Annotated in this window: 10 protein-coding genes; 1 reads left to right on the top strand and 9 read right to left on the bottom strand. The window is 68.4% G+C overall.

Translation table 11 applies throughout. The features are described 5' to 3' along the window. Positions 1-71: 71 nt before the first annotated feature. The 5 genes from GOPIP_RS01780 to GOPIP_RS01760 form a co-directional block, all read right to left on the bottom strand. Positions 72-4,121, bottom strand: a complete 4,050-nt coding sequence (locus GOPIP_RS01780; protein ID WP_006367785.1) for an NACHT and WD repeat domain-containing protein — start codon at positions 4,119-4,121, stop codon at positions 72-74. 371 nt (positions 4,122-4,492) lie between these two features. After that, the gene (locus tag GOPIP_RS01775) at positions 4,493-5,533 is read right to left on the bottom strand and encodes a glycoside hydrolase family protein (protein ID WP_006367784.1); all 1,041 of its coding nucleotides are present in this window, start codon (positions 5,531-5,533) and stop codon (positions 4,493-4,495) included. Continuing rightward, positions 5,530-6,243, bottom strand: coding sequence for a class I SAM-dependent methyltransferase (locus GOPIP_RS01770; RefSeq protein ID WP_006367783.1), 714 nt, complete (start codon positions 6,241-6,243; stop codon positions 5,530-5,532). The genes GOPIP_RS01775 and GOPIP_RS01770 overlap by 4 nt, the downstream gene beginning before the upstream one ends. After that, the gene (locus GOPIP_RS01765) at positions 6,237-7,544 is read right to left on the bottom strand and encodes a glycosyltransferase family 4 protein (RefSeq protein ID WP_006367782.1); all 1,308 of its coding nucleotides are present in this window, start codon (positions 7,542-7,544) and stop codon (positions 6,237-6,239) included. The genes GOPIP_RS01770 and GOPIP_RS01765 overlap by 7 nt, the downstream gene beginning before the upstream one ends. A 72-nt stretch (positions 7,545-7,616) precedes the next feature. Continuing rightward, on the bottom strand, positions 7,617-9,311 hold the full coding sequence (locus tag GOPIP_RS01760) for an FAD-dependent oxidoreductase (RefSeq protein ID WP_020170369.1): 1,695 nt from the start codon (positions 9,309-9,311) through the stop codon (positions 7,617-7,619). Between the two features lie 98 nt (positions 9,312-9,409). Between GOPIP_RS01760 and GOPIP_RS01755 the strand changes: the two genes are divergently transcribed. Beyond that, positions 9,410-10,288, top strand: coding sequence for an acyl-[acyl-carrier-protein] thioesterase (locus tag GOPIP_RS01755; protein ID WP_006367780.1), 879 nt, complete (start codon positions 9,410-9,412; stop codon positions 10,286-10,288). Here GOPIP_RS01755 and GOPIP_RS01750 read toward each other — a convergent pair. The 4 genes from GOPIP_RS01750 to GOPIP_RS01735 all read right to left on the bottom strand — a co-directional run bounded on the left by GOPIP_RS01750 (position 10,272) and on the right by GOPIP_RS01735 (position 13,671). Further along, a complete protein-coding gene (locus tag GOPIP_RS01750; RefSeq protein WP_020170368.1) occupies positions 10,272-10,844 on the bottom strand; it encodes a DUF3558 domain-containing protein in 573 nt (190 codons plus the stop codon). The genes GOPIP_RS01755 and GOPIP_RS01750 overlap by 17 nt on opposite strands. Beyond that, the gene (locus GOPIP_RS01745) at positions 10,841-11,746 is read right to left on the bottom strand and encodes a DUF3558 family protein (protein ID WP_006367778.1); all 906 of its coding nucleotides are present in this window, start codon (positions 11,744-11,746) and stop codon (positions 10,841-10,843) included. Before GOPIP_RS01745 ends, GOPIP_RS01750 begins: the two co-directional genes overlap by 4 nt. 56 nt (positions 11,747-11,802) lie before the next feature. Further along, positions 11,803-11,997: a hypothetical protein gene (locus GOPIP_RS01740; RefSeq protein WP_006367777.1), complete on the bottom strand. Its 195-nt coding sequence runs from the start codon at positions 11,995-11,997 to the stop codon at positions 11,803-11,805. Positions 11,998-12,102: 105 nt separating this feature from the next. After that, positions 12,103-13,671, bottom strand: a complete 1,569-nt coding sequence (locus GOPIP_RS01735; RefSeq protein ID WP_006367776.1) for a hypothetical protein — start codon at positions 13,669-13,671, stop codon at positions 12,103-12,105. Positions 13,672-13,727 lie beyond the last annotated feature (56 nt).

Genomic DNA, 13,727 nt, shown 5'->3' with positions numbered 1-13,727 from the left:
CCTCACCTTAGACACAGGCCTGGACACCTGTCTAGAACAAGTTCTCGTTTTGTCCGGGTTCTCGTCATGCCTCAGCCGGGGCAGATGTCGGGGTACCCGACGCCCTCGGCGAATTCGTCCCACGTGCCGCGATCGATGTGATTGTCGGCCGCGCAGACGCGGCTCGCGACGGCTCCGGCATCGATCGTCCACCACTGCAGATCGGAACGGCCACCGGCATAGATGACGTCATTGGGAGCGATCATCGGCTCGCGGACGTACGCGGACTCGGCGGTGATCGACTCGTCGCGTGCAATCGGTTTCGGCGCATCGGGTTTCGAGATGTCCCAGAGCTGCACGCTCAGGTCGGCGCCGACCACCAGGGTTGTGCCGTCGGCCGAGACCGACAGCGACGTCACCCGAACCCCGGCCGGAACACGCACGCGCGCAGCCGTTTCGGAACCGACCGCGGTCACCGAGATGGTCTGGTCGTCGGCGCCGCCGTAGATGAACCGTCCGTCGGGGCTGAACACCGCCGCATTGACCGCACTCGTGTGCGAGGTCATCTGTTGTGCCAGATGAGGATTCTGTGGGTCGTCGATGTCCCACCGGGTGATGCGATGTGCGGCATCGGCGACGACGAGATCACCACCGTCGGGGCCGAATTGGACGTCCTCGATGAAGCCGTCCGCCGTGGCGAACGGCTGTCCGAGCATCCGTGGCGCATGCGGGTCGGCGACGTCCCACAGCTGGATCGAGTTGTCGCTGCTGCCGGTGACCAGCAGATCCCTCGTCGGATCGAAGGCCAGCGGGAAGGTGTGCCGGGTCTGCACCGGAAGCGTCACCAGACGACGCGGCGCCCGGCGATCGGAGATGTCGTAGAGATCCACCTCACCACCGCCGGTGAACGCGCTGGCGAGGATGGTGCCCGTCCGGTTGAACGCGGTTACGTACCCACCACTGGGTCGCGGTTGCGCGGAGATGCGGGACAGCTCCGTCGGCGCCCGCCCGCGCGGCAGGTTCCACAACGCGATCGTCTGGTCGGCGGCGCTGGTGGCCAAGGTCGTTCCGTCCGGGCTCACCGAGGTCTGGGTGATGGGCAACGAGTGCGCGGGCTGGGGTGAGGCCGGGATGTCCCAGGCCTGGATCGTCCCGGCGCCTCCGGCGGTGAGGATCACCTGTGGCGCGATCTCGCGGGCGGTGAAGAACGCGCCACCGGAGGTTCGCATCGGCACACCTAGTTCGGTGAGCAGATCGGCCGACGCCGATGTCCCGTCGGTGCCGACGTCCCAGCGGCGCGCGAACCCGTCGAGACCGGCCGAGATCAACGACCGACCATCCGCGGAGAATCCGACCGACCAGATCGCCGCGCCGTGCGCCCGAACGCGGCCCAACGCGATCGGCGAGCGAGGATCGGCGATGTTCCACACCGCGACCGTCCCGTCGTCCCGGCCGGCCGCCAGCAGCGTGCCGTCGGGTGAGATCGCCACCGAATGCCACCCGCTGTCGATACCGTCCCGCAGATCCGAGAGATGCACCGGCGCAGCCGGATCGGCGATGTCGGAGAGGCTGATGGTGCCGTCGTCGGAACCGGCGACGAGCACCGGTCGGGTCGGCGACAGCGCAACCGTGCGGACCGGACCGGTGTGATCACGGATCGCCGACACCGCGCGATACCCGCCGGGTGCGGTGGTGTCCCACAAGGTGACGACCCCGTTGTCATGGGTGGTCGCGAGCACCCGGCCGGTGCGGTCGTAGCGCAGGATGTACGACGTCCCGGTACCGTACGGCGACTGCAACGTCTGGGTCCGCACGGGGTGGGTGACGTCGGCGATGTCCCACACGGCGATCTTGCCCTCGCCGTCGGCCGAGGCCAGGGTCGGCGAGCCGGGCCGCAAATCGACCGAGGTGACGAAGGAGCCGTACCCGCGCAGGGCCGGACCGGCCGCCACGATGTCGCGCGGGTTGTCGGCCCGCCACAGGCGCACCGAGCGGTCGTAACTGGCCGTCGCCAGCAATCTGCCTCCCGCACCGGTGCCACCGGCGCCGCCGGAGGTCAGGCCGAGGTCGTACACCGACCCCTGATGGCCCTGTCGCGCCGAGATCGGCAGCGGCAGCTGTTGGGTCTGCAGCACCCGCATCCGCGCCAGCGGGTTGTCGGGGTGGATGCGCCACGCGCCCACCGCGAGTTGGGCGGCGAGGCCCGGATCGGTCTGGGCCAGCCGCCCCGCCGACGACAGCAGCGCCGAGAACCGCGCGTTGTCGCTCTCGCGGGCCAGCGCAACGTTGGAGAAGATGGCCACCCCCGCGGCGACCACCGAGATCACCGCGAGCAGCGAGACCGCAGCGATCGCCCATCGCCGCCGGCGGCGTTGGGTGTCGATGTGGTGGCGGCCGGCGTCGAGGAAGTCGCGAGCCACCGAGCCGAGCACCGGGTCGTCGGCCACCTGCGCGGCCCACGCGTAGCGCGTCGAGTTGTAGAGCAACGACGTGTCGCGGCCCTGACGGTCCCACTCGGTGGCATCGGAGGTGACGCGCTCGAGAACCGGAGCGCTGTCACGGGTGCGTTCGATCAGTTCGCTCAGCCGCGGCCAGGCACTGAGCACGACGTCGTGGATGATCTGGACCTGCTGGTCGGAGACGGTGACCAGGCGTGACTCCGACAGCGCCTCGATCACCGCGACCGTACCCGCGCGATCGTCACCGAGGGCGACGAGGTCGGCGAACCGACGCGGCCGGCGCGCGGTCACCCCGTCGGAGATGTGGATCAGCGACAGCAGCAGCCGCTGTGCGGTGACGCGGTGGGCCGGTGTCAGGGCCAGCCACATGGCCTCGGCGGATTCGGCGATGGCCGAGGAGACCCCACCCGCCGCGTGATAGCCGCTGACCGTGAGCGTGGCGCCCGCGCGGGTCGCCCACATCACCGACAGCACGTGGGCCACCAGCGGGAGCTGCCCGGCGCGGTCCTCGACCGGGCCGCGCCGCCCGGTCAGGCCGCGCAGATCGGACAGGATGGTCGGGGCGAGGCCCTTGTCGACGCGGATTCCCGACACCCGTGCGGGCGCGGCGATGACCTCTTCGAGTTCGGTGTCGGTCATCGGCGGCACCACGATCGACCGGTGTTGCCACGCCGAGGCGACCGGCTCGAGCGTGGACGCCATCTCGTACATGTCGGCGCGGGCCCCGACCACGACCACGGTTCCCGGCTCCGATGCGAGCCCGCCCAACGCCTCCATCAGCTGCTGCACGCGCGGGGCGCGACGCGACTGCCCGACGAGCACCTGCTCGAGCTGGTCGACCACCTGCACGGTCAGTGTCGGCGCGGCGGCGTGATCATCGAGTCCGGTGTCGGGGTCGGCGCCGGGTTGATCGGTACCGGACTTGTCGGTGCTGGATTCCTCGATACCGGATTCCTCGGTGCCAGGTTGTTCGACGTCGGATTGTTCGACGTCGGGTTGTTCGGCGGGCTCGTCGCCTCCCGCGCCCTCGGCACCCTGCCCATCGGCGTCGTCGAGCAGCGCGACGGCCGGTCGCGCACGCACTTCCCAGCGGTTCTCCGGACGTTCGGCGAGCCGGGCGAGTCCCGCGCGTAGCAACGACGACTTGCCCGCCCCCGAGACGCCGGTGACGAGCACCATCGCCGGCGAGAGCTCACGGTCGCGGTCGGCGGCACCGATGAGTGCCGCGAGTTCGTCGAGGACCCGGTCGCGGCCGAAGAAGACGTCGCGGTCGTCGGCGGTCATCACCCCGAGGCCGGGGTACGGGCAGGCGAGCGTCGGGATCGGCTCGGCGGTGCGACGCTTCGACGGACCCGCGTCACGGGTGCTGGTGCCATTGGCCGCCGACCACCAGCGTCGCCAGTCACTCAGCGACGGTGTGTCGGCACCCCGCGACTGCGCTTGCAGGATGAGCCACGCGAGGAGGGGTTCGAGAGTCTCGAACCGGGCCGGGAGGTGACGTCCGCGACGCCAGTCCGAGAGGCGCTGCACCGACACCTCACCACGCCCGGGGGCGATGCGGGCAGCGCCCGCGATGGTCGCGGCCAGTGTCGGCGATCCGGCCGCGGTGAACAACGCGTGCAGTTGGGAACCGAAGCGTCCGGGGCCGTCGACCGCGGATGCGTCCGACAGACGCGTCGTCATTGGTGCTTCCCCCTCCCCCGGTCTCGGGTTCCCTGCGAATCTACGAACCAGGCAGCCCGACGACAAATCAGAGTTTGGTCACATCCGCCCATCCGGTTCCGGTTTTCCGGTCCGGAAAACTCGTGCGATGACTTTACCAGCGGTTTTCGGCGAAAATCCGGTCCACCGGTGGCATGGACCCAGCGCGGTCGATTTGACTGAGGTCACTCCCCGGTCGGTGTCACGACCACCGGGTCGAGTGTCGGGGGATGCGCTCTCGTCGCCGACGTGGGGCGGCGGCGAGAGCGCATTCGAGAGAAGGCGGCAGTCCGCTCAGGGCGGACCCCTCCGGCCAAACGCCTCTGGGCCAACCCCCTCGTGGGCGAACCGCCTCAGCGACGAGCGGCCATCCAGCTGCCGACGTCGCGGAAGATCCCGTTGGCCGCCGACGCCCGGCTGACCGCGTCGGCGGCGAGGACCACGGCCGCCGAGGTCCAGCAGCTCTTCTCCACCGGCCAGCGTTTCCCGTCGGCGAAGACCAGGCCGGTCCAGTACGAGCCGTCGGGATCGCGCAGGTGCTGGATCGAGGCGATCAGTTCGACGGCGTCGGCGGTGTCACCGAGTGCGTCGAGGGCCAGAGCCAGCTCCGAGGTCTCGGCCCCGGTCACCCACGGCCGGTGGTCGACGCAGCGCACACCCTTGCCGGGCACCACGAACTCGTCCCACCGCCGAGCGATGAGTTCTTGGCCGGCTCGTCCACGCAGCGCACCACCGAGCACCGGGTAGTACCAATCCATCGAATGCTCCGACGGGTCCTCGAAGACCTCGATCCGCTCGCGGAATGCCTCCCCGAGCGCCTCGAACGCACGCACCCACTCGTCGTCGGGCTGGTCGATCTCCGCGGCGATCCGGATCGCGCAGTCGAGGGCGTGGTGGATGCTCGCGTTGCCGGTGACGAGGGCTTCGTCGAACATCGCGTGCGTGCGGTGGTCACCGCCCCACCGGAAGGCGCCGTCGGGCCGCTGGAAGCGACAGACGAGGTCGATCGCCGACCACACCGTCGGCCACATCCGATCGAGGAACGCGGTGTCGCCGGTGATCATGTAGTGATGCCAGACGCCGACTGCGATGTAGGCGCAGAAGTTGGAATCGATACCGTGGTCGGTCACCGTCCCGCGCACCGTCCGGATCGGCCACGACCCGTCGGGCCGTTGATGACGCCGTGACCAGTCGTAGGCCGCCTCGGCCTCGGCCAGGAAGCCGGTGACGCTCAACGCCATCGCCGACTCGATGTGATCCCAGGGGTCGGTCTGTCCGCCGGGGAACCACGGCAGTGCACCGGAGTCCTCCTGCATGCCGACGATGGCCGCCCCGGTCGCGGTGACCTGCTCGGCCGTCAGCACACCGGCGATCGCCGGTGTGGCCCGACTCATTCCGGCTTGCGCAGATACAGGGCGACCGACTTGCCGATGACCGGGTTCAACACCTGCTCGCCGACCCGCGTCAGCCACGGCTTGGTCATCATGTCCCACACCAACAGTTGGTGGTAGCCCTTGACCAGCAGGTTGTCATTGTTCTCGACGCCGACCGCGCACTTGAGCCACCAGTACGGCGCGTGCAGGGCGTGGGCGTGGTCGGTGCCGGTGACCTCGAGGCCTGCGGCCTCGAGCTTGCCGGCCAGTTCGGAGGCCTTGTAGATGCGAACGTGACCGCCCTCGACCTCGTGGTACGCGTCCGACAGCGCCCAGCACACCTTTTCCGGCCAGTACCGCGGCACGGTCACCGCCGCGACGCCACCGGGCCGCAGCACCCGCACCATCTCGGCGATGGCGCCTTCGTCGGTCGGGATGTGCTCGAGGATCTCCGACATCAACACCACGTCGAAGCTGTTGTCGGCGTAGGGAAGTCGGAGCGCGTCGCCGACCTCGGCGCGGGCCTTGGCCTCGGCGGGTACGTGCCCCTCGGCCATCATCGCGTCGAACATCTCGGCCACATCGGCCATGTCGGACTCGGACTGATCGAAGGCGATCACGTCGGCGCCGCGTCGGAACATCTCGAACGAATGCCTGCCCTGCCCGGCCCCGATGTCGATCGCCTTGGTCTGCGGACCCACACCCAGCCGGTCGAAATCAACTGTCAGCACGCACTCGTCTCCTCTGTGTTCACCCGGTCCAGCCCTGTTCTGTCGAGCCCTGATCTCTCGAGCCCCGTTCTGTCAAGCACCGTCTGATAGTGCTCTGCGGTCTTCGCGGCCACCGCCGCCCAGCTGTAGCGTTCCTCGACGCGGGCGCGCCCCGCGGCGCCCATCGCGGCGCGGAGGTCGGCGTCGTCGAGCAGCCGCCCGATCTCCTGGGCCAGCTTGCCCGAATCCCGGGGCGGCACCAGGCGGGCCGCGCTGCCGTCGGTGCCGACGACCTCCGGGATGGCGCCGGCACGGGTGGCCACCAGCGGGGTGCCGCAGCTCATGGCCTCGACCGCGGGCAGCGAGAAGCCCTCGTAGAGCGAGGGCACACAAGCGACCTCGGCCGAGGCGAGCAACTGCGCCATCTCCTCGTCGGTCAGCCCGGAGACGACCTCGACCCGGTCGCCGATCGCGAGGTCCTCGATGAGCTTCGCCGATGGCCCCTCGGGGTCGAGTTTCGACACCAGCGTCAGCGTCACGTCACGTTCGGCGGCGAGTTTGGCGATGGCCTCGAGCAGATACGACACTCCCTTGAGCGGGGCGTCGGCGCTCGCGATGGACACCACGCGGCCCGGGATTCGCTGCCCGGCCGGCCGGAAGACATCGGTGTCGACGCCGAGCGGGATGGTGGTGATGCGACCCGACGGGATGTCGAAGGCCTTGCGGATGTCGACCTCGCTGCTGCGCGAGACGGTCAACAGCTCCGGGATGCGCCGCGACACCCGCCCCTGCATGCGCAGGAAGGAATGCCAGCGCCACGCGGTGATCTTGCGCCACCCCTTGGCGGCCTTGACCGCGAGCGTGCGGTCGCGGGTGATGGGGTGATGGATCGTGGCGATCAGCGGGAATCCGGCCTTCTGGATCTGCAGCAGGCCGTAGCCGAGGCACTGGTTGTCGTGCACGATGTCGAAGTCGTCGCGGCGGTCGGCGAGCAGCCGGGCCACCCGGAGGCTGAAGGTCAGTGGCTCACCGAAACTGGCCGTCCACATCGCCCCCACCTCGAGTGCGTCGATCCAGTCCCGGTACTCCCCGGGCCGCGGCGTGCGAAACGGGTCGGGTTCGTCGTACAGGCCGAGGCTGGGCACCTCGGTCAGACGCACACCGGCGTCGAGCGCGGCCTGGTCGAGGTCGGGATACGGCTGGCCGGAGAAGATCTCGACCTCATGTCCGAGTAACGCGAGTTCGCGGCTCAGATGCCGGACGTAAACCCCTTGTCCCCCGCAATGCGGTTTGCTCCGGTAGGAGAGCAGTGCGACGCGCACGTCGTGTACCCCGTTCTTCTCGTGTGACCCGATTGCCGGCGAGGCACCCACCGGTCGGCGGGCACCAGGACCTCAGGCCGGTTCGGCCTCGGCGGCTTTTTCCAATTCACGGATATCGACAAGCTTCACACGTCGGCGGCCCGCGGTCTTGCCGGCACCGCGTTCGGCCAGGTCGATGCGTTTCCACCCGGCCAGGTCGATGCGATGCGCTCCGCGGTCGGCGACCAGGTCGGCGACGTCGTCCCGCGACGCCGTCGGCTCGGGCAGGGTGCCGGCAACGAAGTCGGCGATGACCGACTCGGCCGTCTCCTGACCGCACAGGCGGTTGCGGCCGATCCCTCCCGTCGCCCCGCGCTTGATCCACCCGGCGACGTAGAGGCCGGGGATCACCTCGCCGTCGACGCCCGCGGTCACCCGGCCCGCGGTGTTGGGGACGACGCCGTGGCCCTCGTCGAAGGGCAGGTCGGTGATCGGTACGCCGCGGTACCCGATCGCCCGCAGCACCAGTCCGGCGTCGATGTCGAAGTGGTCCTCGGTGGGGGTGATGGCCACGCTGGCACCGGTGGCGTCGGCGTACACGTTGCGCACGCAGGTCACCGACTGCACGCCGCCGGTTGCCTCGTCACCGGAACCGTTGATCGACAGCGGTGACGCCATGAACCGGAAGACGATGCGACGGTTGCCCGCGGTTGTCGGACGCTCGGAGAACTCGCGGGCCAGCCGGATCTTGGTGGCGATCGTCGAATCGAGCGTCCCGTCGTCGAGCGCCTCCTGCGTGGCCGAGTCGAGGACCAGCTCCTCGGGATCGACGATGACGTCGACCCCGTCGACGTCGCCGAGCGCGAGGAATTCGCTGTTGGTGTAGGCGGCCTGGGCGACGCCACGCCGTCCGAGCAACACCACCTCGGTGATCTGCGAGTCCCGTAGGGCCGCGAGCGCGTGGTCGGCGATGTCGGTGCGGGCCAGGTCGTCGGGGTCGGTGACGAGGATGCGCGCGACGTCGAGCGCCACGTTGCCGTTGCCGACGACCACCGCGCGCTGCGCCGAGAGGTCCACGGACAGATCCGCGTAGTCGGGGTGACCGTTGTACCAGGCGACGAACTCGGTGGCGGGCAAGGAGTTCGGCAGGTCCTCGCCGTCGATGCCCAGACGCCGATCGGTCGGTGCACCGACGGCGTAGATGACCGCGTGGTAGCGCTGGGCGAGTTCGTCGTGGCTGATGTGTTTGCCGACCTCGACGTCGAGGTGATAGGTGAAGTTCTTCTTGGCCGCGGTCGAGGCGAAGCCCGATTCGACGCCCTTGGTGGCGGCGTGGTCGGGGGCCACCCCCGCGCGCACCAGGCCGTAGGGCGTGGGCAGCCGGTCGAACATGTCGACCGCGATCTGGGGTCGACGGACGAGGTCCTCGGCGGCGTAGAACGCGGCGGGCCCGGCGCCGACGATCGCGACGTGCAGCGGTCCGTCCGGGAGTTGCGGCGCCTTCTTCGGCGGCACGAGACCGCCCTCGACGTCGTGGTCGTTGTAGTAGTCGGCGTTGATCTGCAGGTAGGGCTCGTCCTTCTCCTCGAGCTGATCGTCGGGAATGATGGCCTCGACGGGGCACTCGTCAATGCAGGCGCCGCAGTCGATGCAGGTCTCCGGATCGATGAACAGCATCTCGGCGGTGAAGAACTCGGGCTCGTCCGGCGTCGGGTGGATGCAGTTCACCGGACACACGGCCACGCACGAAGCGTCGTTGCAACACGGTCGAGTGATCACATGCGCCATCTGGGGTTTCCCTGCTTCTCTCCATCTAGAACGTGTTCTAGTTTAGCGGTTCACTGTATCTTAACTCTGACACAGCGGACGAGACACGAGGACTTCGAGTGAGCACAGCCGCCCGGCCCGACGCATCCGGACAGGTCCCAGGCGATCCCGCCACGACGACCCCACTCCCCGATCGTAAGACCGGAGCGCGGTACTTCGAGGCCGGGTATCGGGTCCGCACCGGCGACGTGGACCAACAGATGCGGGTACGGCTCGACGCCGTCGCGCGGTACCTACAGGACGTCGCCAACGACAACATCGAGGCCACCGACTTCGGCGACACCGATCCGTTCTGGATCGTGCGTCGCACCATCATCGATGTCATCGTCCCGTTCTCCTGGCCCGCGTCGATCACCGCGCAGCGCTGGTGCGGTGCCCTGTCCACCCGGTGGACCAACATGCGGGTGCGTCTGACCGCCGACCACGAGACGAATCGCTTCAATCCCGATCCCCGCCCGGCCGGTCTCATCGAGACCGAGGCGTTCTGGATCAACGTCAACGATCTCGGGATGCCGTCACGACTGTCGGACAATGCCTTCGAGATGCTCTCGTCGATGACCGACGAACACCGCCTGCGGTGGAAGTCGATGAATCCCGAGACCGCGCCCGCCGCGGAGATGCTCGATGTGCCCGACCGTCCACATGTGTTGCGCAGCACGGATTTCGATCCGTTCAAGCACCTCAACAACGCCGCCTACCTCGAGGCGATCGAGGACGAGCTCGGCGAGCACCCCGATCTCATCGACGGTCCGCACCGGGTGGTCATCGAATATCTGCGCCCGATCGTGCCGGGCACGCCGATCACACTGCGCCGCATACGCGAACCCAACCAGCTACTGGTGTGGATGATGGTGCCCGCAGACGACGACAGCCCGGACGAATTACGGGTCGCAGCAACGGTGTCGGTGACGCGCGCAGCGTTCACTGACCGCCGCTGAGCACCAGTTCCATCAGTTTCGTCGGCGCGGCGCACGGGTCCGCAGCGGCCGAGCCGCCCACCGGCTCGACCCAGAACGAGTAGATTCCCCGACTCGGCGCCCGCGTGGTCACCCCGCAGACCGCGGGGCGGCGCGGATCGGTCGAGGTGAAGGCGGCCTGACTGGCGACCTTGACGTTGTTGGTGGTGTAGCCGAGCTTCTTCGCGGTGTCCTTCTCGACGTTGACGGTGCCCCATTCGAACCAGTTGAAGGTCACATACGCCGCCACCGGGCCGTCGACGTACCACCGGCAGTTCGCCCCGAAGAAGATGGCCTCGGCGCCCGTACCGCCGACCGCCTTGGCGATTTGGTCGGTGCGCAGGATCTGGCATTCGAGGGTGAGCTGATCGTATTGATCGGTGTCGACATTGCCGGACTGGTCTCCGCCCTGGGAGTTGGCCTGCTGCACCGACAACGGCGTTCCGTCCACCGATCGGGAGCATCCGGCGGCGACGACGGCCACCACCGTCACGATCAGCAAGACCAGCACGGCGCGAAGTCGGTTGCGGCGCCTCATTTCGCACGCTCGATCGACATCGTCGACAGTTGACGTGCGGCGGTGCAGATCGCGTCGGGGTCGGTCGGGGTGGTGCCGGCGACGCCGGTTCCGGAACTGACCGACCATTCGAAGAAGTCCGCGCCGAACTGGATTCCGATCTCACAGATGCCCGGGTCGGAGGCGATGAAACCCTTGTGCCCGTTGATGTCGATGTCCTTGGTCGATTCCCGGGAGAGTTGCTCGGTGGCCCGCTCACGGCCGATGGGCGAGCCCCGGTACCAGTTGAACGAGGCCACCGCGCCGGTGCGACTGGGGCCCGAACTCCATTCGCACACAGACGGATTGTCGACGACGAGGGACAGGCCGCCGAAGTTGGTGATCTTGCCGACCTCGTCGGTGGTGACGCCCCCACACTCCCCGAAGTACGGTCCACCGCCGGCCGGCCCCGGGGCCTGCGGGGTGTTGCGGGTCGGCGCGGAGGAGTCGTCGGAGTCCGACGAACACGCACCCAGGAGGACGAGGAGCACCGCGAGTACCGCGGTCAGCCCGAGAAAGCCTGCGCCACCGCGGAATTTGTCGAGATCACGCCGCTCTCGTTTGGTGGGACGACCCGCTCCGCGATCCCGTCGCGGTTGGCTGGCCAGGATCTCGCGCGGCGGCGGTGGCGGGCTGTGGTCGATGTAGCACTCGGCCGCCGCCGGCGCCGACACCCGCTTGCTGATCAGCTTGGTGACCTCGACGATGCGTTCACGCCCGGCCAGGCGCACCTGCACGCGGTCGCCGACGGTGACCTGCTGGGCGGGTTTGGCGGTGACATCGTTGACGCGCACATGACCGCCGCGGCAGGCGGCACCGGCTGCCGATCGGGTCTTGGTGAGGCGTACTGCCCAGATCCAGCTGTCGACGCGGGTGGACGCCACGATCAGAGCTCCCGTCGGGGACGGCGCACGATCTCCCCCAGTGACATCGACCGCGCCTACTTCTGCCGGGTCAGCAGGTAGTAGCCACCGCCGATCGCGGCGACGGCGAAGACGATGGCCAGCCATTCGACGCCAAATACCCACAGCAACACGAAGATCGCGATGGCGGGAGACACGGCGACCAGGCTCATCACCGGATGCTGCCGCACCACCTGACCGACGGCTTTGCTCTTGTTCGGATCAATGGCCATCACGTCGGAGTCTCCTTGTCGGCGAGTTGCCCCATCCACTGTAACGAACCGGGTGTGGTGCACCGGCGAAGTGCGCGGTGGTGCTCGCACCGACGTGGAAAACCGTCAGCCGGCCGGGCTGGCCGCCGGGACGCCACCGGAGCTCTGGGTGCCGCCGGAGTCGGTACCGGTGTCCGTGCCCGCCGATGAGGTCGGGGCCGCCGACGGCGCGCTGGTTCGCGTCCCCGACGAGGTGCTCGACTGTGACGACCGGCTGGTGCTCGACGACGAACTCACGGTGGTGCTCGTCGTGCTGCTCGACGTCGCCGTGCTCGGTGTGGTGCTCGACGTCGTGGTGCTCGAGCTCGAGGAGGTGGCGCCGGTCTCGGCGTCGGTGGCGGCGCTCCGCGCGGCCCGTGAGGTGGTGGTCTTCGTCGCGGCCAACGTCCGGGCCGACGTCGTCGTCAGCGCAGGCGTGCTGCTCACATACGGTCCGAGCGGCGCCAGCCCGAACGGGAAGGTGATCTGCGGGATCGTGATGACCGGGATGATCTGGGAGGTGTCGAGATCACCGGTCACGATCTGCGGCAACGCAAGCATGTTCGGGCGGGTTGCGCCGTTGATGGTCGCGGTCGGGTAGATCGTGATCGTCGAGCCCAGCCAGTTCACGGTGATCGGCGCCGACAGCCCGTAATCACTCGTGAGCGCCAGCAGCGAATTGCCGCCGAGGGACAGGCGGGTGAAGTCCTTGCTGAGGGTGAATCCCTGGCCTGCGACGAATTTTCCGAGTGCGGTGGTCAACACCTGCGCGGGATTGAACACGACTGCGGTGGGATCGGTCAATGCGAACTGCACCTGCGGAATACTCTGCAGCTGATCGAGTTTGAAGTCGAAGGTACCCAGGACGTTGGCACACGCACCAACATTCTCGGCATATGCCGCAGTCAGTACGCCATAGCAGCTGACGTTCTTGATCGGCGGGATCGAGGTACCCGTCGGGATTGTGAAGATCTCGATCGGGATGGTACTCGTGGTCCACGCATTGGCCATACCGATGATCGCGAATGCATATGCCGTCCGGCCGTCGCTCGCACCCGCTGTCGCGAGGCTCAGCGGGAGATACGAGATGGCCGTGGCCTTGCCACCACCCGACGCAAGGGCGAACTGGAAGCCATCACCGATGACCTTCGCGGAGCCCTCGGGAAGGGCAGCATCGGGGACCGGAACGGTGACGCCGAGGATCTTGCCGTTGATAGCGAGACCGGACACAGCGTTGAATACCTGCTGCGCAGGCGTGTAGACGGCGTCCGGCACAAGATCAATCGACGTCGGCAACACAACCGCCACGCCGGTGCCAGTGGAACCACTACAGTCAGCGCCACCGTTGATCGGGCCGCCGTCGGACTCCGAGGAGCAGAGGTCGAAGCGCCACTGCTTCGCGAGCACCTGTGTGACACCGTTGTTCGCGAGCGCAGCTATGACGTCACCGATGGCTCCTGTCGGACTCGGAATCGACGTAGGCAGCGATGCCGCCCGCGCCTGCCCCTCCCCCATGCTCACGCCGAGTCCGATGGCCAGCACCGACAGCAGCGCAACCACCGCAACCCCGAAGCGCCGGTGGCGTGGTGGCCGCGGGCTCGGCGGGGAAATACGTTCTGGGCGCGCGGTTTCGCGGCGGGTCAGCACATCGGCCATGGTGTCCAACTCCTGGTTCCTGAAGAGAAGCTGAGACAGTAAACCACGGCTAACCC

Source organism: Gordonia polyisoprenivorans NBRC 16320 = JCM 10675 (assembly GCF_000241325.1).
Taxonomy (GTDB): Bacteria; Actinomycetota; Actinomycetes; order Mycobacteriales; family Mycobacteriaceae; genus Gordonia; species Gordonia polyisoprenivorans.
The sequence above is the reverse complement of the archived record's forward strand: the minus strand, read 5'-3'. Positions and strand labels throughout refer to the sequence as shown.

Bases quoted from the DNA above. Each gene is read 5' to 3' on its own strand.
- GOPIP_RS01780 (WP_006367785.1), bottom strand. From the start codon at position 4,121: ATGACGACGCGTCTGTCGGACGCATCCGCGGTCGACGGCCCCGGACGC.
- GOPIP_RS01775 (WP_006367784.1), bottom strand. From the start codon at position 5,533: ATGAGTCGGGCCACACCGGCGATCGCCGGTGTGCTGACGGCCGAGCAG.
- GOPIP_RS01760 (WP_020170369.1), bottom strand. From the start codon at position 9,311: ATGGCGCATGTGATCACTCGACCGTGTTGCAACGACGCTTCGTGCGTG.
- GOPIP_RS01750 (WP_020170368.1), bottom strand. From the start codon at position 10,844: ATGAGGCGCCGCAACCGACTTCGCGCCGTGCTGGTCTTGCTGATCGTG.
- GOPIP_RS01740 (WP_006367777.1), bottom strand. From the start codon at position 11,997: ATGGCCATTGATCCGAACAAGAGCAAAGCCGTCGGTCAGGTGGTGCGG.
- GOPIP_RS01735 (WP_006367776.1), bottom strand. From the start codon at position 13,671: ATGGCCGATGTGCTGACCCGCCGCGAAACCGCGCGCCCAGAACGTATT.